Raw genomic sequence first — 22,630 nt, 5'->3', positions numbered from 1 at the left:
CTCTTCTCTTAATTAAATATATCTGTAAATTTATGTGTATTTTTTAATCTTACTCCTTTTTCTGTGTGCTTAACCGTACAAAGCTCGTTATATGCATCGTGTTCTAAAAAAAGGTAATAATTATTGTCTGCAGCTTCGTTTAAAAAAGCCGCTTTTTCTTTTATTGTTAATAAAGGCCTTGTATCATAACCCATTACATATGGCAAAGGAATATGCCCAATTGTTGGTAATAAATCTGCCATAAAAACAATTGTTTTGCCTTGATATGTTATTTTTGGTAACATTTGTTTTTCTGTATGACCATCCATAAACAAAACATTAAAGCCTATTTGGTCGATTGCATTTCTATGGATAAAATTAAGTTGGCCACTTTCTTTAATCGGATTTATATTTTCTTTTAGAAAAGATGCTTTTTCCCTGGCGTTTGGTTCTGTTGCCCATTGCCAATGATTATCATTTGACCAAAATTTTGCATTCTTAAAAGCGGGTTGTAATAGCGTTTTTTGAGAATTCCATTCAATTACACCTCCGCAATGATCAAAATGTAAATGTGTTAGAAAAACATCTGTTACATCATCTCTATGAAAACCATGTTTAGCCAAAGAACTGTCTAAAGAAAAATCTCCAAACAAATAGTAATAACCAAAAAATTTATCTGATTGTTTTGCGCCTAAACCTGTATCTATTAATATAAGTCTATCTTCATCTTCTATAAGCATACAACGCATACTCATATCTATTAAGTTATTAGAATCTGCAGGATTTGTTCTTTGCCAAATACTTTTAGGTACAACACCAAACATTGCACCACCATCTAGTTTAAAATTTCCTGTTTCTATAGGATATATCTTCATCTTATAAAATTAAAAAAATCATTAAAAACTAATATTTAATGATTTTATAAATAGTAAACTACAAAAAATATAATTTGCAGCCTACAAATATGAAGAAAAAAGTATGATTTTCTGTTAATAAAAATCTAATTCTTACGAAGTAAAACTTGGTTTTACAATTTTAATTTTACTTAAAATTTTAGCAACTTTAATAATTGCAAAAACTCCTACAGCTAATCCTAAAACAACAAATAATAATTGATTATCTACTACAGTTTCTGTTGCTGTAGTTGCGTAAGCGTCTGGTGGTAAGATTTGTAAAAACATAATTTGTAGTATTTTGGTTTGGTTATACAAATGTACGTTTGCAAGTCACGCAAATTTTTGATTTTTCGATAAGCGCCCATTATCTTTCGATAAGTTGCAATTAAAGAAATACTTTTTATGATTATTATTAAAAATAAAAAAGCCTTAATCAAAAGATTAAGGCTTTTTTGAGGTGTCTAGCGGATTCGAACCGCTGTACATGGTTTTGCAAACCATTGCCTAGCCACTCGGCCAAGACACCTTTTTATTAAAACAATAAAAATGTATATCGTTTTAAGGATTGCAAATTTACGCAAATTTACAAGTATTGCAAGTATTTTTTTATCTTATCTCTTTTTTGTTAAAATAATAGCTACTTCTTCTACATTTCCGCCTATTGGTGGATTAATTTTAGCCACAGAAACCTTAGCTCTTCTAATCATTCTAATTTCTCTAAAAAATCTATCTAAAATTCTTTGTGCAACTTCTTCTAACAATTTAGATCTAATTGCCATTTCTTCTTTTACAATATGATTTAGGTGTACATAATCTACAGTATCTGCTAACTCATCAGTTTTTGCAGATTTCCTTAAACTAGCCTTTACCTCTACATCTACTCTATATTCACTTCCAATTTTTGCTTCTTCATCTAAACAACCATGATAAGCGTAAAGCTTAATATTATTTACTTGTATTATTCCCATTTTAAGCTTCTGGCTTTGTTTCTGTTGATACTTTTTCCCACATTTTATCAGAATTTAATCGAAAAGAACCTTTGTACTCTAAACTCCATTCACTTGGTTCTATTATCGATAAAAATAATTCTTCTTTCTTATTTAAATAAAGATGATATGTTTCACCAATAATTGGTTCGAAACCAAATTTTGCATTGTAAAGCATGTCATTATAATGAAATTTCTCCATCAACAACTCGTACTCTCTTCTTACTTCTTCAAATTTACCTTTTAAAATTTTATTTGTACGTCTTACGCCGTCAGCAGTCCAAGTTGCAGTATTGGTTGGCTTAATTACTGGTGAACTTGAAGATGTACCATAAGGTTTTAAAGCAGCATCATATTTTTGAGTTTCCTCATTAAATACAACTAAATCGGGCTTTTTTTCTCCGTCTTTCTTCATATTACAAAATTACGATAAAAAAGAAGCAATTTTATAGCTTTTAAAGAAAAATTAACTTGTAAAAAAGTCAAAAACATTGCTAATAGCACTTGTTTTTGTTTTGTAAAATTCTGTGTAAGTACAACGCTCGCAAGTAACACTTGTAAATTTCTGATTTTGAATATCGAAGATTTTAGAAAGTGTACCTCCGGTTGCTCTCATTTGTCCTAATTTATAGGTTTTGCAATTGCATTTAGGGCATGTGTAATTTCTTATTTGATTGCTCATAGTAAATTGTGTTTATTTATTAGATGTAATTTTTACAATTTTGTTACAAAACTCTTAATACCAATGAAGTATTTTATGTAATTTTGTTTCTTAATTTTTTCATATAAAACGATGTCTGAAGAGAAGAAATCGCTCAATTTTTTAGAGCATATTATAGAAGAGGATTTAGCAAACGGAATGCCAAAAGAGAATTTACGTTTTCGTTTTCCGCCAGAACCTAACGGTTATTTGCACATTGGTCATACAAAAGCTATTGGTATTAGTTTTGGTTTAGGTGAAACCTATAATGCACCTGTTAACTTACGTTTTGATGATACTAACCCTGCTAAAGAAGAGCAAGAATATGTAGATGCTATTAAAAAAGATATTGCTTGGTTGGGTTATACTTGGGCTAACGAATGTTATTCTTCAGATTACTTTCAGCAATTATATGATTGGGCAATTTTATTAATTAAAGACGGTAAAGCTTATGTAGATTCTCAATCATCAGAAGAAATGAGAATACAAAAAGGTACGCCAACTTCTGTAGGTACAAATAGCCCTTTTAGAGATAGAACAGTAGAAGAAAACTTAACCTTATTTCAAGATATGAAAGATGGTAAGTTTAAAGAAGGCGAACATACGTTGCGTGCAAAAATAGATATGAGTTCTCCTAACATGTTAATGAGAGACCCGTTAATGTACAGAATTATGTACAAAGCGCATCATAGAACTGGTACAGATTGGTGTATTTACCCAATGTACGATTGGACGCATGGTGAAAGCGATTACATAGAACAAATATCACATTCTTTATGTTCTTTAGAGTTTAAACCTCATAGAGAATTGTACAACTGGTTTCGTGATAACGTGTATGATTTTAGCAAATCAGAATATCCAAACCCGCCAAAACAAAGAGAGTTTTCTCGTTTAAACTTAAGCTATACAATTATGAGTAAGCGTAAGTTATTAACTTTGGTAGAACAAGGAATTGTATCTGGTTGGGATGACCCAAGAATGCCTACAATTTCTGGTTTAAGAAGACGTGGTTACACACCTGCAGCAATTAGAAGCTTTATAGAAACCGTTGGTGTTTCTAAACGCGAAAACGTAATTGATGTAGATTTATTAGAATTTAAAATTCGTGAAGATTTAAACAAAACCGCACCTAGAGTAATGGCTGTTTTAGATCCTGTAAAAGTAGTAATTACTAATTATCCTGAAGGAGAAGAAGAATTACTAGACGCTAATTACAACGATTATGAAGATGGTTTTGGTAGTAGAAAGGTTCCTTTTTCTAGAGAAATTTATATCGAAAGAGAAGACTTTAGAGAAGAAGCAAACAAAAAATTCTTTAGACTTAAATTAGGAAAAGAAGTTCGTTTAAAAAATGCTTATTTTATTACTGCTAACAGTTGCACCAAAGATGCAGATGGTAATATTACAGAAATACAGTGTACTTACGATCCGTTAACGAAATCTGGAAGTGGTACACCAGAAAGCTTGCGTAAAGTAAAAGGAACTTTGCATTGGGTTTCTGTAAAACACGCTATTAAAGCAGAAGTTAGAGCTTACGATAGATTGTTTTTAGACGAAGCACCAGATTCTCACAAAGACAAAGATTATATGGAGTTTATCAACCCAAATTCTTTAGAAATTATAGAAGCTTTCCTAGAGCCTAGTTTACAAACGGCAAAAATAGGAGAGCGTTTTCAGTTTCAAAGAATGGGATATTTTAATGTTGATGATGATTCTACAAAAGAAAATTTAGTGTTTAATAAAATAGTGGGTTTAAGAGATTCTTGGACTAAAAAGTAAATTATGAAAAAAATACTTTTAATAGCGATCTTAATTTTTACAATTTCTTGTTCTAATAACAAAGAAGTTAAACAAGTAGCAGCTATCTCTTGTGGGCAATGCAAATTTGATTTAGATTCTGAAGAAGGTTGTAGTTTAGCTGTAAAAATTGATGAGAAAGCCTATTTTGTAGATGGTTTTAATATTGATGATTTTGGCGATGCACACGACAAACACACTGGTTTTTGTGAAGTTATAAGACAAGCAGAAGTTACTGGTGTTGTAGAGAATGATAGATTTAAAGCTACAGAAATAAAGCTTTTAGAAATGAAATAATTACATTTTAATCATAAAAAAATCCGAAGTAACTATTACTTCGGATTTTTTTTATGCTAATATTTAGCTCTATAAATTAAGGTGCAGGATTTGGTATTGCTGCATGTACTGCTTCAATTTCTTTTAAAATATCTTCAGATAAATTAATATTTATTGAATTGATATTTTCTTTTAACTGACTCATTTTTGTTGCTCCAATAATATTACTAGTTACAAACGGTAACTGATTTATAAAAGCAAGCGATAATTCTGATAAAGTTAAATTATTCTTTTTTGCAATAGCCTCATATCTCTTAACAGCTTCTAAAGAACCATCGCCCATATAACGAGCAATAAATCTAGGAAACAAAGTTCCTCTTGCTCCTTCTGGTTTATTTCCGTCTAAATATTTACCAGATAAAACACCCTGCGCCAATGGCGAATAGGCCAATAAACCAATATTTTCTCTTAAAGAAACTTCGCTCATTCCGTATTCATAAGCTCTATGAATCATAGAATATGAATTCTGTATTGTAACGGGTCTTACTAAATTATTTGAATCTGCAGCTTGCAAATACTTCATTGTACCCCAAGGAGTTTCATTAGAAAGTCCAATAGCTTTTATAGTTCCAGCTTTTACAAATTCATTTAAAGTTTCTAAAATTTCTAAATGATTTTCTGCTTCTTTAGATGATGTTTTGTAAGGATAATCTCTAGTACCAAAACAGTTTACACCTCTATCTGGCCAATGCAGTTGATATAAATCTAAATAATCTGTTTGTAATCTTTTTAAACTAGCTTCTACAGCTTCTGTAATATTTTTTCTATTAAAACCACCAGTTCTAATATGTTTTGTATAATCGCCACCACCAGCAATTTTACTTGCCAAAACTACTTTTTCTCTATTGCCTGTTTTTTGAAACCAATTACCAATAATTCTTTCGGTTTCTGCATAAGTTTCTGGCGTTGCTGGTACCGGATACAATTCTGCAGTATCAAAAAAGTTTACACCTTTTTCTAAGGCATAATCCATTTGTTCAAATGCCTCGTCTTGCGTGTTTTGTTTACCCCAAGTCATGGTTCCTAAACAGATTTTAGAAACTTCTATCGATGTATTACCAAGTTTTGTGTATTTCATTTATGTAAAATGTATCTCTTAATTTAAATATTTACGACAGTAAATTGCTTACGAATTTAAAGCTAAATCTATAAAAAAACAATAAGCGTATAATTTTAAAAATTATACGCTTATCAATAAAATATATTAGGTTACTATTTTAAAATAGCTTCTATACCTGGTAATGTTTTTCCTTCTAACATTTCTAACATAGCACCACCACCTGTAGAAACATAACTTACTTTATCTGCAAAACCAAATTGCTTAACAGCAGCTACAGAATCTCCACCTCCTACTAAAGAAAAAGCTCCGTTTTTAGTTGCTTTATCAATAGAGTGCCCTAATGCAACTGTACCTGCAGCAAATGATTCCATTTCGAAAACACCTAACGGTCCATTCCATAAAATAGTTTTACACTTATTTGCAACAACATCAAAAATTTCTCTAGATTTTGGTCCAGCATCTACACCTTCCCAACCATCAGGAATACTATCAATATCGCAGATTTGTGTATTCGCATCGTTAGAAAAATCATCAGCAGCAACAACATCTACAGGAATGTGCACCTCAACTCCTTTTTCTTTTGCTTGCTTTAAAATATCTAAAGCCAAATCCATTTTATCATCTTCGCAAATAGAATTTCCTATTTTTCCGCCTTGTGCTTTAATAAAAGTAAAACTCATACCACCACCAATAATTAGATGGTCTACTTTGTCTAAAATATTTTCTATTACTGTAATTTTAGATGATACTTTTGCACCTCCTAAAATTGCCAGTACAGGTTTTTCTGAATTATTTAATACTTTATCTATACTTTCTATTTCTCTAGCTAATAAATTTCCAAAGCATTTATTTTCTTCAAAAAATTGTGCAATTATTGTTGTAGATGCATGTGCTCTGTGTGCTGTTCCAAATGCATCATTTACGTAAACATCTCCTAATTTAGATAATTTCTCTGCAAATGCAATATCACCTTTAGTTTCTTCTGAATAGAAACGTAAATTTTCTAATAATAAGATTTCTCCTGGCTCTAAGCTAGCAACTGCTGCTTCGGCCTTTTCTCCTACACAATCTTCTACAAACTTAACATTACAGCCTATAATATCTACAACAGACTTAACAATATGCTTTAAAGAAAATTCTTCTTGAAATCCTTTTGGTCTTCCTAAGTGAGACATTAAAACACAACTTCCTCCTTGTTCTAAAATATCTATAATTGTAGATTTAGCTGCTTGAATTCTTGTAGTGTCTGTAACTTCAAATTTATCATTTAAAGGCACGTTAAAATCTACACGAATTATTGCTTTTTTATTTTCGAAATTAAAATCTTTTAGTGTTTTCATTGTTGTTTGTTTTTAACAAAAATACCTAAATCTTTAGGTTTATAGAAATTGATTGCTTAAAATTTAAGATATCGTTTGCGTAAATTTTACTCTAGTACCAATTTAAGATTTAAACTTATTTTTAAGTTTATTAACAGGGCTGGTAGCTCTATTTTGGTATGCGTGCAAAGTGCTGCTTAAAATTAATATAGCAGCTGCTACAAAAGCAATTGTTTCTATAGTATTGTTTTTATTGGCAACCCCAATTGCTATTAAAGCCCAGGCACCAACTAAGGCAAACTCTCTTAAGTTTCTAGACCATGTAACTATTAAGTTAATTGTTGTTGCAATAATTATTAGAATAATCGTCCAAATTTCGGGAGAAATTCCAAAACCAGACCAATTTATTTTCACTAAATATGATGATACATTTGCAATACTTGCTACCGTTACCCAACCAGCATATATTACAAAAGGCCACCAAAGAAAAAATATAATTGATAAAGGTGCATCCCAAATTTCCATTTTATTATTCAAAACAATTTTTAAAATAGAAAAGAGTAAAATAAAAATACAAATACAAGACAAACCGGTAAATTCGTACATCCAACAAAAAATCCAAGCAATATTTGCGGAACAAGAAATTAAAAACCAAAAACCTATTTTATCTACAAAGCTGTTGTTTTTTACGATTACAAAAAAACTTCTACCTTGATAGATTACAAACCCAAACAAAAGTAAATATATAATCCCCCAAATAGAAAAAGCATAACCAGCAGGTGTAAATAAAGTATTTAAATTTTTAGACACAGTACCTATAGTTGTATTATTCAAAGCACCTGTATTTGATAAATAATTTATAAACACCATAGCTACAAAGGCAATACCGTTTGCTATTTGTAAAAACTTTTTCATACTTAATTTTGATTTTTGTAATCATTAAAAATACAAAAATTTCTAATTAAAAATTTAAGAAACACTTATATTTGCTTATGCTTTTTAACCAAGTTATAGGTCAAGATCACATAAAAAACCATTTGCAGGTTTCTGCAAAAAATGGAAGAATACCACATGCTCAATTATTTGTAGGAAAAGAAGGTAGTGGTACTTTACCAATGGCTATTGCTTATGCGCAATATTTATTATGTAATTTTTCTGATAATAAAGAAGCCTGTAATATTAAATGCGAAAAACTACAACACCCAGATTTACATTTCGCTTTTCCGGTAACCACAAACAACACGGTAAAAAAACATGCGGTTAGTAATTTATTTCTAGAAGATTGGCGAGATTTTACAAAAAATCATCCTTACGGAAGTCTCTTTAATTGGTTGCAATTTATTGGTGTAGAAAACAAACAAGGTAATATTGGTGTAGATGAAGCAGAAGCTGTTGTAAAAAAATTACAGTTAAAATCTTACGAAGGTGGTTTTAAAGTGATGATTATTTGGATGGCAGAAAAAATGAATATCGCGGCATCTAATAAGCTTTTAAAATTGATAGAAGAGCCACCAAACAAAACTGTTTTTTTACTAATTACAGAAAGTGAGGAACAAATAATAAATACAATAAAATCTAGATGTCAGGCTTTACATTTTCCTGCTTTAAGTGAAAGTGATATTGCAAATGCTTTAATTGAAAGAGAAAATTGCTCTGAAAATGAAGCCGCTAAAATTGCGCATCAAGCAGAAGGTAATTACAATAAAGCTGTACATTTATTACATAATGACTCTTCTGACATGGTTTTCGAAGAATGGTTTATCGCTTGGATTCGTACCGCATTTAGAGCAAAAGGAAACGCTGCTGTTGTGCAGCAATTAATAGAGTGGTCTGAAACAATTGCCAAAACAGGTAGAGAAACTCAAAAACGATTTTTAGAGTATTGTTTACAGTTTTTTAGACAAGCTTTGCTACTTAATTACAAAAGTGACAATTTGGTTTTCATGGAAACTAAAACAAATTTCGACCTTTCTAAATTTGCGCCTTTTGTACATGCTGGTAACATTTTAGAAATTGAAAAAGAGCTAAATGATGCAATGTATCATATAGAAAGAAACGGAAATGCTAAAATTATTTTATTAGATCTTTCTATGAAATTAACAAGATTTCTTCATAAAAAAGAGGAAACTTTATAAGTTTTAAATACCTTTTGCTGCTCTTTTAGCAATATATAAATCTGCAATTGTAGGATTTTCTGGACACGATTTTATTTGTTCGAAAACATCACCCGCTTTTACAAAACCTGTTTTAAGTACTTTAAAATAAACACCGCAGTAGGTTGTATTCCAAAATTGTTTAACAATTTTCATATCGTTAAAACGAATTCCTAATTTCATACAAGGATTTCTTTGAACGGTAGCCTCTAAAACTGTTTCGCCGACTTTAAAAGTGTCTCCTTGATGTATTTTTGTTTCATCTAAATTATCTAGTGTTAAGTTCTCACCAAACATCCCCATATCAAAATTTAAATCAGGATATAACTCTTTAAAGTATGCGTAATGTTTTAAAGAATATCCATAAACTGCTTGTAAAATGCCACCATGGTGTTCTCTATCACAAATTGCATCTTCTTTTACTTCTTCAATATCTAAAAAAATAGGTTTATCAACAGGATATTTAAAAATACCTGTAGTTACAGTTTTACCTTTCCAGTTAATATCTTTTTTTTCGCCAATATTTGTAGTAACAATTTTCATGAAAAGAATTATTTTATGAATTTAGACAGTGCTTTCTTTGTAAAATCTGATAAGACCAATTCACCAGAAACGGCAGCTCTTTCTTCTAATAATTTAGTCCAATTTTCTGTTCCTTTCCATAAAGCTTTTTTCATTTCTGCTAAAGCAGCAGGATTATAACTAGCCAATTTAGATGTTAAAAAGTCTACTTCTTGATCTAATTCTTTCTGATTTTCTAAAACTTTAGCATACAAACCTTTTTCTTTTGCCCAATAGGCATTTTTCCAGCTTGTAGCATCTAAAGTTAATTCTGCTGTACCAGAAACACCAATTTTTCTAGAAACTGCAGGTTCTATAACAAAAGGACCAATACCAATTGTAAATTCTGATAATTTTATCGAGGCACTTTCTGTTGCTAAAACATAATCGCAAGCAGCAGCAATACCTACACCGCCGCCAACTGTTTTACCTTGAATTCTACCAACTATTAATTTACCACAAGTTCTCATGGCGTTAATTACATTTGCAAAACCAGAAAAAAACTGTTTCCCTTCGTTTAAATTTGATACAGCTACCAATTCATCAAAAGAAGCGCCTGCACAAAATGCTTTTTCTCCTTCAGACTTTAAAACGATTACAGCAACATCATTATTTGCACTAACAGACAATAATTCTTTAGTTAATCTAGCTAATAATTCTCCCGGAAAAGAATTACTTGCAGGATGCCCAAACTCTATTGTTGCAATATTATTCTGAATATTTGTATATAAACTTCCGTTTTCTCTGGTTGTAGCCATAATTGTAAATTTTGAGTAAAAATAAGTTTTAATAAATTAATAAAAGAATGCTAATTTGTGATAAAATTAAATTTTCGAATTATTTTCTGCCAACGGAATAAATTTATTTCTAAACTTAAAAACTAAGGGCAAACCTCGGGCAATAATCCAAAGTGTAAAAGCAATCCAAATGGCAACTAATTTATATTCTAAATAATCAAAAAAAAGTAATGTTGGAATAAAAACAAAACCTGTTGCCAAAATTAAAAGGTTTCTTAAGTATTTCATTTCTCCCATTCCTTTAAACATTCCGTCGAAAATAAAAGTTATTGCGTTTAAAGGTTGTGTTATTAATACAATCCAAAAAATGGTATAAAACTGTTTTAAAACGGCAGTTTCTTTTGTAAAAATTTCTCCAATAAAATTGTAGAATAAAAAACCTAATAAACCAATACAAACACCTACAATTAAACCATATTTAAATAATTTATTACTTAATTCAAGTAAACTTTTATAATCTTTTGCTCCTAATAATTTACCAGATAAAATATTACCTGCACTAGAATAACCATCTATCATAAACGCGCCCAACAACCAAATATTTAAACTAATTGTATAAGCGGCAATATATTCTTTACCGTAACCTGTTGCGTAAGATGTAGCAAAATATAAGGCTACATTTAATGCAATCGTTCTAATAAAAAGGTTACCAATCATACCCAACAATCTAGGTACTTCTGCATGAAAAGGCAATCTAACTTTTAAAGAAATAGGCGTTTTTTTAATTAATAAATACAAAGAGATTATAGCCATAGAAACTTGAGCAATTACACTCGCATAGGCAGCACCTTCTATGTGCATTGCAGGCACATAACCCTCTATACCATAAACCAATATTAAATCTAAAATAATATTTATTGATGCGCCCATTATAGCAATAATCATTGGGTAAAAAGTATTTTGCAAGCCTCTAAAAGTACCAAATATGGCAAATACAAATAATGCAAACGGAAAACCAAATATTCTAATATTAAAATAGGTTATACAAAATTCTAAAATTTCTCCTGTAGCATTATAAAATTGAAAAATTTGTTTAGAAAACGGATATGATATTGCTAATACAATTAAGCTACCAAATACAATTATTGCAATTGCTTGTGCAGGTAATTCTTTTATATCTTTAATCTTATTTGCACCAACATATTGAGAAATTATAGATGATATTGCACTTCGAATTTGACCAAAAACCCAAACCAACATCGAAATAAATGCACCAACAATACCAACAGCAGCAAGACTTTCTGTAGCATTTGTATCAATATTACCAATTATTGCTGTATCTGTAATAGATAAAACAGGTTCTGCAATACCAGCAATTAATGCAGGAATTGCTAATTTATTTATATTTTTAAAGCTAATATTTACATTCAAAAGATAGATGTTTTTGCAAATGTACATTACTAAAAAATGAAATCGAAAACGATTCTATTAAAATTAACTAACTTTGTAACAATATAAAACAAACCATTATGAAACACATTTTAGTACCCATTGGATCTACAGAAAACGCACAAAACACATTACAGTATGCCATCGATTTTGCTTCAGAAATCAATGCTAAAGTATTTGTTTTTAGAGCATACAGTGTGCAATCTAAAGCAGGAACAATGAAAAATGTAGATGCAATTATAGAGAAAGAGACTAATTTGTATTTAAGAACAATGGTTAATATTTGTGATGTTAAAAACGTTGAAATTAAATTAATTTCTGCTAAAGGTAGTGTTGTAGATAGTGTTGAAGCTATAGACCAAGAATTAGGAATTGACTTAGTAATTGTTGGTACTAAAAGTAACTCTATAAAAGAAGGGTTGTTTTTAGGTAGAACCGCTGGTAGTTTGGTTAAGAAATCTAATTTAGCAATTTTGGCTGTGCCAGAAAACTACCAATACAAAACAGTTTCTAATATTTTAATGGCCTTTAAATCTGGTGTAGTAAAAAGTAAAACGGCATTAAAACCTTTAAAATTTATTGTAGAGAAATATAAAGCTCAAGTAAATTTACTATTAGTTAAAACACCTAGTTACAAAGAAGAACATTTAGTTCTTCATAAAGATTTAGAAAGGTTACAAGACACATTAACAGTTACAGAAAATGCTACTACTTTTCAAGGTGTTTTAGAAAATATTAAAACACACAACCCAGATATGCTATGTGTTTTTAGAAGAAAAAGAGGTTTCTTTAAAAAATTATGGGAAAAGAATACAATTCTTAAAGAAGAATTTTATTCTAACGTACCACTATTAGTTTTAATAGGTAAATAAATTAATATCTTAAATCTGCAGGCTCTAAAAAATCTATTTTAGAGCTGTAGATTTCTTTAATATATATTTTAATCTCTTCAATAAATTCGTCTAATTTTTCTTCAGTAATTTTAGTTTCTGCCTTTCTTCTAGGCAATGCAAAATCTATTGGTAAAAAACCACTATTAAGATTTTTAAAAGAATAAATACCAGCTTCTAAAGGTTTTGAAAAATCGTAATTTTTGTTTTTAGTAAATAAATACGTGTAAAGTAAAACTTGTATCGCTTTTAGATGCTTCTCATCTCTTAAGTTTTCAAATTCTGGCACTTTTAGGTTACTACCTGTAACCATACCTGTTTTATAATCTATAATTCTCAAAACTCCATTTAACTCATCTACTCTATCTACTTGTCCGTGTAATTTAACCTTAAAATCTAACCCTTCTATTTCTATTTCTGCAGCTAAATTTTCTTCTGTTGCAACTATTTTAAGTTGATTATTTTTATCTTCTAACAACTCTTTTTCTTTGTTTAGAAAATTAGTTACAAATCGATTCGCAACCTCAAAAATCAATCTGTTTTTACCTTTTGTTAAATCTCCGTTTTTAAATTGTAGTTCAAAATGTTTTGTTACCAAATCTTTTGCATCTTTTTGCATTTGTTTGATATTAGCCAGAGATAAAAACTTACTTACAAACGGCGTATACAATTCATCTAAAGTTTCATGCACAACAGTACCTAATGTATTAAAAGCTACAGTTTCTTCAACATCATCAAACTCTTTAATTTTTAAAACCTTTTGCTTGTAAAAAGAAATTGGGTTGTACAAATAGTTGGTTAATGCAGATGGCGATATACCTTTTTTTGCTAATTCTTTTAATCGAGCGAAAGTAGCTTCGTTTTTATGTACTTCTTTTAATTGCTGCTTATTAGAAATTACTTTTGGTGAAATATTTTTATAAATCACATCGTCTCGCATCATTTCTAACTGCGTAACAAACCTACTTTTTTCTCCACTTCCAAAGGCATCGTGCTCTGTGTTGTAAAGAATATAAACATTCTTTGCTCTTTGCATCAATCTAAAAAAGTGATACGAAAAAATGGCGTCTTTTTCTCGATATGTTGGCAATCCGAAGTTGACTTTCACATCAAAAGGAATAAATGTGTTTTGTTGAGAACTTGCTGGTAAAACACCTTCGTTTGTAGAAGTTAAAATGATGTTTTCGAAATCTAAAACACGTGTTTCTAACATTCCCATTAACTGCATACCTCTTAATGCTTCACCTTGAAAAGAAAGTGTTTCTGATGTTATTAACTGCCTAAAAAACAACATCAATGTTTTTAAATCTGTAAAATAATTATAGGTGTTTTGTAATGTTTTTAACTGTGTAAAAGCCGTATAAAATCTAAATAAATATTCTTTTTCTAAATCTGTTCCATCTTCTTTTAAAAGATCTATTAAGTTTAAAATTCTATCTAAAAAATTAGCAACCGTTGTAAAACTACTAAACAGAGATAAGACTACTTTTTGTATATTATCTTCAGATTTTTTTAAGAGTTCAACCAAACTATCTATATCAATAAAAATAAGATTTTCTTTACCAATTTCTTCAGTAAAATCATCGACTAAAGAAGCATTATTTTGTGATAATAACTTATAAATTGATTGATGTTTTAAAAACCGAACTACATCTTTGTGGTAAAATTGATTCTCTGCAGTTTTTTGCAGTTTTTCTTGAGAAATAAACAATTGAAAAATTGAAAACAACAAGCTAGTTGTTGGTATATCTTTTAAAGGATATCCCATTGTTATATTGATAGCATTGATGTTTTTAGGCAAAGAATTTAACGTAATTGGCAACAATGTTTCGTCTGCCAAAATAAGTGCCGTATTTTTAAAATCAGAAAAATTTTCTAGAATTTCTCCTGCATATTTAATTTGTGTTGTATTTTTTGATGCACCAATTACTTGTATGTTTTTTGGTTGCGATAATTTATTACTAAGAGTTTTTAATGTATTTTTCTCATAAAACTTCCATTCCTTTTTATACTTTCTTATAAAGTTTCCTGCTTGATGATTCGAGTTAAAAAGTTGCTCATCTAAATCCCAATAAATATCAGAATTACTGGTTTCTAGCACTTTTTGAAACAAGAATTCTTCTGCTTTATTTAATGCATTAAATCCTATAAAAAAGTATTTTTTTTGCTGATTCGTCTCTAAATAAGCATCGATATTATTACAGGCTTCTCGGTACATTAAACCTTGGTAACCAATCTTTTTTTCTAATAAGAATTGATATAAAGGATTGTAAAAGTTATTCAACTTTTCTAAAAAAGCGTAATGATCTTTAATAAATTCTGTTTCTTTAAAGGTACCAGTAACAGACCATTTTTTTAATCGTTGAATATCTCTTATGTACACAAAAATTTCTCTTGTGTTTACCAAATGTTGATCTATCTCATTAAAATCTTGTAAAACCGTAAATGCCCAAGAAGAGAATGTATCAAAAGAATCTGGTTTTTCTTCTAAACTCTTATAAATTGTATAAAAATGAAATAGCAACTGTATGCTATCTGCTTTTTCTATACCAGAAACTTGCTGAATAAATTGCTCTATATTTAATGTTTCTGGTAAAAAATCTACAGATATTTTATCTTTTAAAGTTTGTTTTAAAAATACTTTTGCTCTTTGTGATGGTAATATAAACACCACATCTTCAAAAGATTTTGTAGTTTTTAGAATTGCGTCTAAAGTTTCAGAAATAAAAGATTGCATAGCTTTTTTTGAGATTCAATTGGTTTTCTAAATTACAAAAACTTACTTTTATAGCTAGTACAACTTTCTAATTAATTTCTATGAAAAATGAATTAAAAGTAGCGGGAATTCAAGCTGATTTAGCTTGGGAAAATCCGAAAGAAAATATTACTTTTTTTGAAGAAAAAATAAATACTTTAAATAAAGATATAGACTTAATTGTTTTGCCAGAAATGTTTACTTCTGGTTTTACAATGCAACCAGAAAATGTTGCTGAACCAATGAATGGGTTTTCGGTTTCTTGGATGCAAGAAATGGCACAAAAGCATCAAATAGCAATTTGCGGAAGTTTGGTTATTACTGAAAACGATAAATTTTACAATCGTTTTATTTTTGTACATCCAAATAAAGAATTAGAAACTTATAATAAGAGGCATTCTTTTACTTTGGCCGGAGAAAATAAAGTGTATACTTCTGGTGTAGAAAGAATAATTATCAATTACAAAGGATGGAGAATTTGCCCGTTAATTTGTTACGATTTGCGTTTTCCTGTTTGGGCTAGAAATACAGATAATTACGATCTTTTAATTTTTATGGCAAATTGGCCGGTAGCAAGAATAAAAGCTTGGGAAACACTTTTAAAAGCGCGTGCAATAGAGAACATGAGTTATGTTGTTGGAGTTAATAGAGCGGGTAAAGACGCCAATAATTACGAGTATTCTGGCAACTCTTTAATAATTGATTTTTTAGGTGAAGAATTATCTAGTTTAAACTACAATGAAATTGGTATTGTAAGTTCTATAATTTATAAAGAAAAGCAAGATATTGTTAGAAATAAATTAGGCTTTTTAAATGATAAAGACTCCTTTTCTATAAATTACTAAGCATAAAAAAACCTTCAATAATTATACATTGAAGGTTTTTGTAATATGTATTATTGTTAGCAAAAATACTTAGCCCTGATTGAAGTGACATCCTTTTTGTTTTTTCAACAAAAAGATACAACGGAAAGCAGGAAATAGCTTCTTATAATTTTAAGCTGGTAACATCCATTTAAAGTTAAATTTTGTGTCTGGCACAACAATTCTTTCTGTAATTCTGTACATTCTGTCTGGCAACTTCATTAAATAATCTCTTGCCTTTTCTGCTTCTGGTGTTAGGTTTGTAATCTTATCTATTTCCCAAGCAGTGTTTAATTTCTTAATAATGTCTACATAATCGAAACCTGTGTACACACCAATTCTTTGCGCTACAGAAGAAAAATCATCAAATAAACTTCCTTTTGCACCAAAAGATTCTCTTAAATGCATTGCAGGCATTACAATTTTATATTTCATCATGTGTTGAAATGCCAACATCATTTCTGATGGATCTATCTTAAAGATTTCTTTTACAAACTCTGTATAAGCTTGGTGATGACGCATTTCATCTCCTGCAATAATTTTAGACATTTTAGCCAATGCTTTGTGTCCTTTTTTACGCGCAATTTTTGCTACATTGTTATGTGAAACATAAGTTGCTAGTTCTTGAAAACTTGTATACACAAAGTTCTTGTATGGATCTGTAGATGTACCAATATCAAAACCATCTGCAATTAAATGTTGTGTAGATATTTCTACTTCGCGCATGTTAACTCTACCTGATAAATACAAGTATTTATTTAATACGTCTCCGTGTCGATTTTCTTCTGCTGTCCAAGTTCTTACCCATTTTGCCCAACTATTATCTGGATCTTGACTAACACCATCTAAGTCTAACAACCAAGATTCGTAGGTTGGTAAAGCTTCTTCTGTAATAGTATCTCCTACTAAAACCACCCAAAAATCGTCATGTAATTCTTTAGACAATTCTCTTATTTCTTCTACTTCTGTAATAAAAGAATCTTTTTGTGAGTTAGGAAGAAAATCTGTAGGCTGCCAAATTTTTTCTGCCGGAATTAAGTATTTCTCCATAAAGCGGTCCATACTTTTTTCTAGCGTTAGCATTACTTCTTTTCTAATATTGTATATAGACATAAATTTCTATTTTATATGTTCTTTAATTACTTTTTCTGTTTTCTCTAGTAGTTCTTCAAACGGTAAAGAATCTATTTTTATTGGCTCGTGAGTTGTAATAGTTATTGGACTTCCTAAACCTAAAGGAAATTTACCGTATTTAAACACTTTCCAAGAATTATTAATAGTTAAAGGTACAACATAACCTTCTTTATTTACTTTTGTTATTACTTTTAATCCGTTAGATGCAAATTTCTTAGGCTTACCATTTCTACTTCTTGTGCCTTCCGGAAAAATTATTGCGCCCCAATTGTTTTCTTTAATTCTCTTAGAAAAGTTTATCAACTCGCTTATTGCTTGTTTTGGATCTTTTCTGTTGATTAATGCCGCACCACCATTTCTTAAATTATAAGAAACACTTGGTATGCCTTTTCCTAATTCTATTTTAGCTACAAATTTTGGATAATGCTTTCTAAAAAACCAACCTATTGGCGGAATATCAAAAGTAGATTGATGATTTGACACAAAAATTATTGTAGTATCTTCTGGTAATTTATATTCGTTTTTTAACTTGACACTAACACCAAGTATTAGCATAGATTTTACCAAAAAGAAATTTAAAGCATCTACTACTTTACCATGTGCACTTTGTCCTAAAAGATGCAAACTTAACCATTGCAAAGGATGAAATATTATTAAAAACAAAAAGAATACCAATATAAAAATTGGAGATAATATATAGCTAAGAATCTTCACGAGATGTGATTTAAGTTTAAAAATTAAAAAAAATTTTACTTGTAAATAGACTTACAAGATTACTATTAGAACCAATTGCTCCAAGGAATTCTAGACAATATCAATAATAAACCAATTCCGTAAAAGATTACAAATGTTTTAAACTTTGCAGCGTCTTCTGTTTTCTTTTTATGTTTAGACCAACCAATTGTTATAAATACAATTGCTAAAATCATGGTAATAGGATGTTCTACTGCTAATAAACGTGTTGCAGGTTCTTTCATTACCGCACCTGCATCTGCTTTTAAGGCTTGAAACCAAGGTGACATAAAATACCAAGCTAAACCTATTAATAATTGAATATGGGTTAAGATTAAGGTAAATAAACCGATACGTAAATCTTTATCTGTAAATTGCTTTTTCTGAGTTAAACCAATAATTGCATTTGCTACAGCAAAAATTAAAAGAGCCAATACAAGGTAAGCCCAATAAGAATGTATATCCTTTATCATAATATAAGTAGTTAGTTTTTTATAGATACAAAGTTACTAATTTTTATGCATAAAAAAACCACCTCGGTTGAGGTGGTTTTCTTAATTTAAAAGATAAAATTGATTACTCTACAAATTTAATAAAATCTGTACCGTCAAAAGTTACTTCTATAGTGGCATTACCATTAGTACCATCATAAAAAGCGTAAGTAACAATTACATTCTGATCAACTTCTATATCTGGAAAGTTGTTTTTTAAGATTGTGTTAATCTTTTCTAAACGTACTTCTTCAGTTTCTTCATCTGCACCAGATCTTACATCAAAGTTATTATATCTATCATTACCAACTAATGCGTAATCTGCAGAAGTTAAAGTATATCTAATTGTGTTATCTGGAACCCAGTTAGAACCTTCGTAAGCAAACTGAGTAGTGTTCTCGATAACATTTGTGTACTGAGACCAAGCTGCGCCGTCATAGATAAAGAATGCAACAAAGCTATAAACAGTTCTATCTGTTACAGAACCATCTTCGTCGATATCTTGAGTATCTGTTACGTATAATTTATACATAACACCTTCGATATCACCAGCTTCTTTACCTTCAAACTTTAATTTTTCACTTAAATAAACAGGTATTTTAGTTAAAGCTTCATCTTCATTAGAAAATTGAGCTCTACCTTCTCCCATTGCTGTATATTCATCATCAGAGATTCCTATAGACATTTCCCAAGTTCCATCGTTATTGATAAAACCATTGTTAAGTGTAGAAACTGATCCATCATAATAATCATAAGTTAAATCTACTAAAAGTCTATTTGCTGCGTCTGGATATTTAGCATCTAAGAAATCTGTAATTTGATCAAAACTTGAAAAGTTTGGAAATCTTAAACCTTGTGCAGTATAATCTGCAGCAGTTACAGTATAAATAGTTAAACTTTTTTCATCTCTTTTAGGTGCGTATAACTTGTAAGTTATGTTTAAAGCTGAACCTTCTCCTAAAGATGGGAATTTTGTACTTAAAAATCCTGGAATTTCTGCTTTAGCATCATCTTCTGAGCTAAAGTTACCAAAATTTAAACCTAAAGTTTCATAGTCATCATCTTGTAATGTGTAATCGAAAGCATCTACATTTGGTAATGCATCAATAACCTCGTTTACATCTTCTAATGGCGTACAGCTACTTAAAACTGTAAGCGCAACTGCGAATAAATAAATTATTTTTTTCATCTTGTATTTTTTAGAAATTAATTTTTGCACCTACGCTAAAAGTTCTTCCTGCTCCGTAATATACACTTGCTGTTTGAGCGTTAGAACCAGAACCATCTTGTGCATCTGAAATATATACTGTGTCGAATACGTTGTTAACTCTTGCAGTAATTGATGTATCGAAGTTACCAAACTTAAATTTATGTCTTATTGAAGTATCAAATAAGCTATAGTTAGGTACTTTCCATGCATCAGGACCAACTTCTCCTCTAGAACTTGGGTCAAACTCTGCATATAAATCTCCGTAGTAGTTATAATCTACTGTAAACGTAGTTTCTGGAGTTAATTTATAGTTTGAACCTAAAGCAAAAGTAGTTTGTGCTGCATCACCAACGTGTAAACCTTTGATAATTACATCAACCTCTGCAACTTTTGTGTTAGTTTCATCAAAAATTTCTACATTTTCTACGTTACTATCCCATTTCCAATCTCCTAAAGAAGCCATACCTGTAAAAGTAAGTTTGTCTGATGGTCTATAAGTGAAATCAAACTCAACACCTTTATGTAATGCATTTACGCCTAAAATGTTAGCAAATGCAATTGTACCATCTTGTAATTGGAAACGAGCTACTTCTGTTCTATCTTTCCAAGCAGTGTGGTATAAGTTTAAGTTAGCAGAAAACTTAGCACTTCTATAAGTATAACCTAACTCGTAACTTGTAATTTTTTGGTTTTCAGCATTTTCATTAACATCTACGTTGTTACGGTTAGCAAAAACAGAGTTAAAGAAAGGTGCTTTTTCAAAATAACCTAAGTTTACAAAAACACCGTGGTTTTCATCTAAGTTATAGTTAACACCACCTTTAATACCATATCCTAAGAAATCGTATTTATCTGAAGTTTGATTTGGATCTGAATCTAAATATAAGAAACGATCTACTCTTTGATAAGTTGTATTAGAAACGTTTGCAGAAACAAATGCAGAAATAGCATCTTTAGAATACTCTAATTGAGCAAAACCACCTAACCAACCAACTTTACCGTCGTTGTCATAGAAAATTACGTCTCCTACTTGTGCTTGGTTGTTTGGGTTATTTACATTAGAATTATCAGCTAAAAACTGTCCTCCTAATAAATCTGTTACTTCTGTATAGTGAATACCTGTATAGTTTCTGTAATCTAAACCAGCTAATAAAGTAAACTCATCTGTTATATCTGTTTTTAAAGTAGATAAAACACCGTACCAGTTATGGTCGTTTCTAGAAGCTCTTAAAGCAGAGATAGAACCGTTTACACCATTTGCTATGTTTTCGTCAACAATTTTATCGAAGTTGATAGTTCCTAATGGTCCATCTCTATATTCAGAATTGTCGAAACCAAACTTGTTAGCTCCAGCAGTTCCACCACCACCACCTGTACCAAAAGATACATAAGCTGCAGTAGAAATAAAAGTTTTATCAGAAAGTGTCCAGTAGTGATTTAAAGAAATCTGTGGCTTGTGATAAAAGTTATCTTCTGAGTTAGTTAACTGACCGTTTTTATAACCCCAATCTGAGTTATATTTTCTACCTCTTTCACTATCTCTAAAAGTTTTGATTAAGTGTCTGTTTTGTCTTTGACCATGTCTTTGTAATGCACCAAATGCAGTAAAAGATAATTTGTGCTCGTCGTTTAACTCTTTAGAAACATTTAAAAAGTAGTTAAAACCTGTAAAAGGAGTTCCGTCTACATAACCTCTACCAGAAGTTTGTGCAGCAGAAACTGTTACAGCCACATCGTTATCCATTAAACCTGTAGAATAAGTAAGACCATATTTAGTGTAACCATCGTTACCTAAAGTGTAACCAAAGTTACCACCTTCTTCGATATCTGTAGTTTTAGAGATAATGTTAATTGTACCTCCAATTGCAGGTACAGCAACTTTAGAAGCTCCTAAACCTCTTTGAACTTGCATAGCAGAAGTAACGTCTCCTAAACCAGCCCAGTTAGACCAATATACTCTACCGTTTTCCATATCATTAACAGGTACACCGTTAATCATTACAGCAACGTTTTCAGAATTAAAACCACGTAAGTTAATTCTACCATCTCCGTATCCACCACCAGCTTTAGTAGCGTAAACACCAGGAGTAGATTTTAAAATCTCTGGAAATTCTTGAGTTCCTAATTTTAATTCAATTTCACTTGCTTTAATTGTAGAAACAGCAACAGGTGTTTTTCTATCAATTGCAAATGAGTTAGATACTACAACTATTTCATCTAACGAACCAGCATCTTCCATTAACATTACTGTTAAATTGTTGTTTGAAGAAGAGTAAGCAGCTTCTTTAGATTTGTATCCAATAAAAGACACTACTAAAACACCAGAATTAGATTTAGATTGTAAAGTAAATTTACCATTAAAATCTGTTGATGTTCCGTTTGTTGTTCCTTTTACAAGAACACTTGCTCCTGGTAATGGTTGATTTGTTTCATCGACAATTGTACCAGTAATTTTAGTTTGCCCTAAAACTGTAGCTGTTATAAAAAACAGTGCTACAAATAATAAGTTTTTAAAATTTTTCATTGTATAATTTTATGTTATTAAATGTTTTGCAAAACTCTTGCTTTTACAGAGTTCTAAA

The 22,630-nt window shown here is 30.2% G+C and carries 22 protein-coding genes and 1 tRNA gene; 5 read left to right on the top strand and 18 right to left on the bottom strand.

From position 1 onward, the window contains the following. Positions 1-8 precede the first annotated feature (8 nt). The 6 genes from ACYPV9_RS02440 to ACYPV9_RS02415 form a co-directional block, all read right to left on the bottom strand. A complete protein-coding gene (locus tag ACYPV9_RS02440; protein ID WP_299062534.1) occupies positions 9-854 on the bottom strand; it encodes an MBL fold metallo-hydrolase in 846 nt (281 codons plus the stop codon). A 132-nt stretch (positions 855-986) separates the two neighbouring features. Continuing rightward, on the bottom strand, positions 987-1,160 hold the full coding sequence (locus tag ACYPV9_RS02435; protein WP_299062537.1) for a hypothetical protein: 174 nt from the start codon (positions 1,158-1,160) through the stop codon (positions 987-989). A 170-nt stretch (positions 1,161-1,330) separates the two neighbouring features. Next, a tRNA-Cys gene (locus ACYPV9_RS02430) sits at positions 1,331-1,401 on the bottom strand. 85 nt (positions 1,402-1,486) lie between these two features. Then, the gene (gene folB / locus ACYPV9_RS02425) at positions 1,487-1,843 is read right to left on the bottom strand and encodes a dihydroneopterin aldolase (RefSeq protein WP_340932118.1); all 357 of its coding nucleotides are present in this window, start codon (positions 1,841-1,843) and stop codon (positions 1,487-1,489) included. Position 1,844: 1 nt separating this feature from the next. Next, a complete protein-coding gene (locus tag ACYPV9_RS02420; RefSeq protein WP_299062543.1) occupies positions 1,845-2,276 on the bottom strand; it encodes a DUF2452 domain-containing protein in 432 nt (143 codons plus the stop codon). A gap of 51 nt (positions 2,277-2,327) precedes the next feature. Next, positions 2,328-2,543 carry a zinc ribbon domain-containing protein gene (locus ACYPV9_RS02415; RefSeq protein ID WP_299062546.1) on the bottom strand — a complete coding sequence of 72 codons (216 nt, stop codon included), beginning with the start codon at positions 2,541-2,543 and terminating at the stop codon, positions 2,328-2,330. Positions 2,544-2,654: 111 nt separating this feature from the next. Here ACYPV9_RS02415 and ACYPV9_RS02410 point away from each other — a divergent pair, with 111 nt between their 5' ends. Beyond that, positions 2,655-4,340: a glutamine--tRNA ligase/YqeY domain fusion protein gene (locus ACYPV9_RS02410; protein WP_459741473.1), complete on the top strand. Its 1,686-nt coding sequence runs from the start codon at positions 2,655-2,657 to the stop codon at positions 4,338-4,340. Positions 4,341-4,343: 3 nt separating this feature from the next. Further along, positions 4,344-4,655: a DUF6370 family protein gene (locus tag ACYPV9_RS02405; RefSeq protein WP_459741472.1), complete on the top strand. Its 312-nt coding sequence runs from the start codon at positions 4,344-4,346 to the stop codon at positions 4,653-4,655. Positions 4,656-4,731: 76 nt separating this feature from the next. On the opposite strand, the gene ACYPV9_RS02400 is transcribed toward ACYPV9_RS02405, so the two are convergent. The 3 genes from ACYPV9_RS02400 to ACYPV9_RS02390 all read right to left on the bottom strand — a co-directional run bounded on the left by ACYPV9_RS02400 (position 4,732) and on the right by ACYPV9_RS02390 (position 7,988). Beyond that, positions 4,732-5,772 carry an NADP(H)-dependent aldo-keto reductase gene (locus ACYPV9_RS02400; RefSeq protein WP_459741471.1) on the bottom strand — a complete coding sequence of 347 codons (1,041 nt, stop codon included), beginning with the start codon at positions 5,770-5,772 and terminating at the stop codon, positions 4,732-4,734. 134 nt (positions 5,773-5,906) lie between these two features. After that, entirely contained in the window at positions 5,907-7,094 is a 1,188-nt protein-coding gene (locus tag ACYPV9_RS02395) for a phosphoglycerate kinase (protein WP_459741470.1), read from the bottom strand. 102 nt (positions 7,095-7,196) lie between these two features. Continuing rightward, the gene (locus ACYPV9_RS02390) at positions 7,197-7,988 is read right to left on the bottom strand and encodes a tryptophan-rich sensory protein (protein ID WP_459741469.1); all 792 of its coding nucleotides are present in this window, start codon (positions 7,986-7,988) and stop codon (positions 7,197-7,199) included. 77 nt (positions 7,989-8,065) lie between these two features. On the opposite strand from ACYPV9_RS02390, the gene ACYPV9_RS02385 reads away from it, so the two are divergent. Beyond that, positions 8,066-9,208 (top strand): DNA polymerase III subunit, encoded by a 1,143-nt coding sequence (locus ACYPV9_RS02385; RefSeq protein ID WP_299062562.1) that lies wholly within the window; start codon positions 8,066-8,068, stop codon positions 9,206-9,208. 3 nt (positions 9,209-9,211) lie between these two features. Here ACYPV9_RS02385 and ACYPV9_RS02380 read toward each other — a convergent pair whose 3' ends face one another. The 3 genes from ACYPV9_RS02380 to ACYPV9_RS02370 form a co-directional block, all read right to left on the bottom strand. After that, the gene (locus ACYPV9_RS02380) at positions 9,212-9,769 is read right to left on the bottom strand and encodes an MOSC domain-containing protein (RefSeq protein ID WP_299062565.1); all 558 of its coding nucleotides are present in this window, start codon (positions 9,767-9,769) and stop codon (positions 9,212-9,214) included. Between the two features lie 8 nt (positions 9,770-9,777). Then, positions 9,778-10,545: an enoyl-CoA hydratase/isomerase family protein gene (locus ACYPV9_RS02375; protein WP_459741468.1), complete on the bottom strand. Its 768-nt coding sequence runs from the start codon at positions 10,543-10,545 to the stop codon at positions 9,778-9,780. 66 nt (positions 10,546-10,611) lie between these two features. Beyond that, positions 10,612-11,955 (bottom strand): MATE family efflux transporter, encoded by a 1,344-nt coding sequence (locus ACYPV9_RS02370; RefSeq protein ID WP_299062571.1) that lies wholly within the window; start codon positions 11,953-11,955, stop codon positions 10,612-10,614. Positions 11,956-12,053: 98 nt separating this feature from the next. Between ACYPV9_RS02370 and ACYPV9_RS02365 the strand changes: the two genes are divergently transcribed. Then, a complete protein-coding gene (locus ACYPV9_RS02365; RefSeq protein WP_459741467.1) occupies positions 12,054-12,845 on the top strand; it encodes a universal stress protein in 792 nt (263 codons plus the stop codon). 1 nt (position 12,846) lies between these two features. On the opposite strand, the gene ACYPV9_RS02360 is transcribed toward ACYPV9_RS02365, so the two are convergent. After that, entirely contained in the window at positions 12,847-15,600 is a 2,754-nt protein-coding gene (locus ACYPV9_RS02360) for a PD-(D/E)XK nuclease family protein (protein WP_459741466.1), read from the bottom strand. 80 nt (positions 15,601-15,680) lie between these two features. Here ACYPV9_RS02360 and ACYPV9_RS02355 point away from each other — a divergent pair, with 80 nt between their 5' ends. Beyond that, the gene (locus tag ACYPV9_RS02355) at positions 15,681-16,463 is read left to right on the top strand and encodes an amidohydrolase (RefSeq protein ID WP_459741465.1); all 783 of its coding nucleotides are present in this window, start codon (positions 15,681-15,683) and stop codon (positions 16,461-16,463) included. Between the two features lie 150 nt (positions 16,464-16,613). On the opposite strand, the gene ACYPV9_RS02350 is transcribed toward ACYPV9_RS02355, so the two are convergent. The 5 genes from ACYPV9_RS02350 to ACYPV9_RS02330 all read right to left on the bottom strand — a co-directional run bounded on the left by ACYPV9_RS02350 (position 16,614) and on the right by ACYPV9_RS02330 (position 22,572). Then, the gene (locus ACYPV9_RS02350) at positions 16,614-17,594 is read right to left on the bottom strand and encodes an acyl-ACP desaturase (RefSeq protein WP_077810417.1); all 981 of its coding nucleotides are present in this window, start codon (positions 17,592-17,594) and stop codon (positions 16,614-16,616) included. Between the two features lie 6 nt (positions 17,595-17,600). Next, positions 17,601-18,329 carry a lysophospholipid acyltransferase family protein gene (locus ACYPV9_RS02345; RefSeq protein WP_299062582.1) on the bottom strand — a complete coding sequence of 243 codons (729 nt, stop codon included), beginning with the start codon at positions 18,327-18,329 and terminating at the stop codon, positions 17,601-17,603. A gap of 65 nt (positions 18,330-18,394) precedes the next feature. Then, positions 18,395-18,817: a hypothetical protein gene (locus ACYPV9_RS02340; RefSeq protein ID WP_299062982.1), complete on the bottom strand. Its 423-nt coding sequence runs from the start codon at positions 18,815-18,817 to the stop codon at positions 18,395-18,397. Between the two features lie 106 nt (positions 18,818-18,923). Then, positions 18,924-20,027, bottom strand: a complete 1,104-nt coding sequence (locus ACYPV9_RS02335; protein ID WP_299062585.1) for a hypothetical protein — start codon at positions 20,025-20,027, stop codon at positions 18,924-18,926. Positions 20,028-20,037: 10 nt separating this feature from the next. Then, complete coding sequence (locus tag ACYPV9_RS02330; RefSeq protein ID WP_459741464.1) at positions 20,038-22,572, bottom strand: TonB-dependent receptor; 2,535 nt, start codon at positions 22,570-22,572, stop codon at positions 20,038-20,040. Between the last annotated feature and the right edge of the window lie 58 nt (positions 22,573-22,630).

It is taken from the genome of Polaribacter sp. OB-PA-B3 (assembly GCF_054589375.1).
The sequence above is the reverse complement of the archived record's forward strand: the minus strand, read 5'-3'. Positions and strand labels throughout refer to the sequence as shown.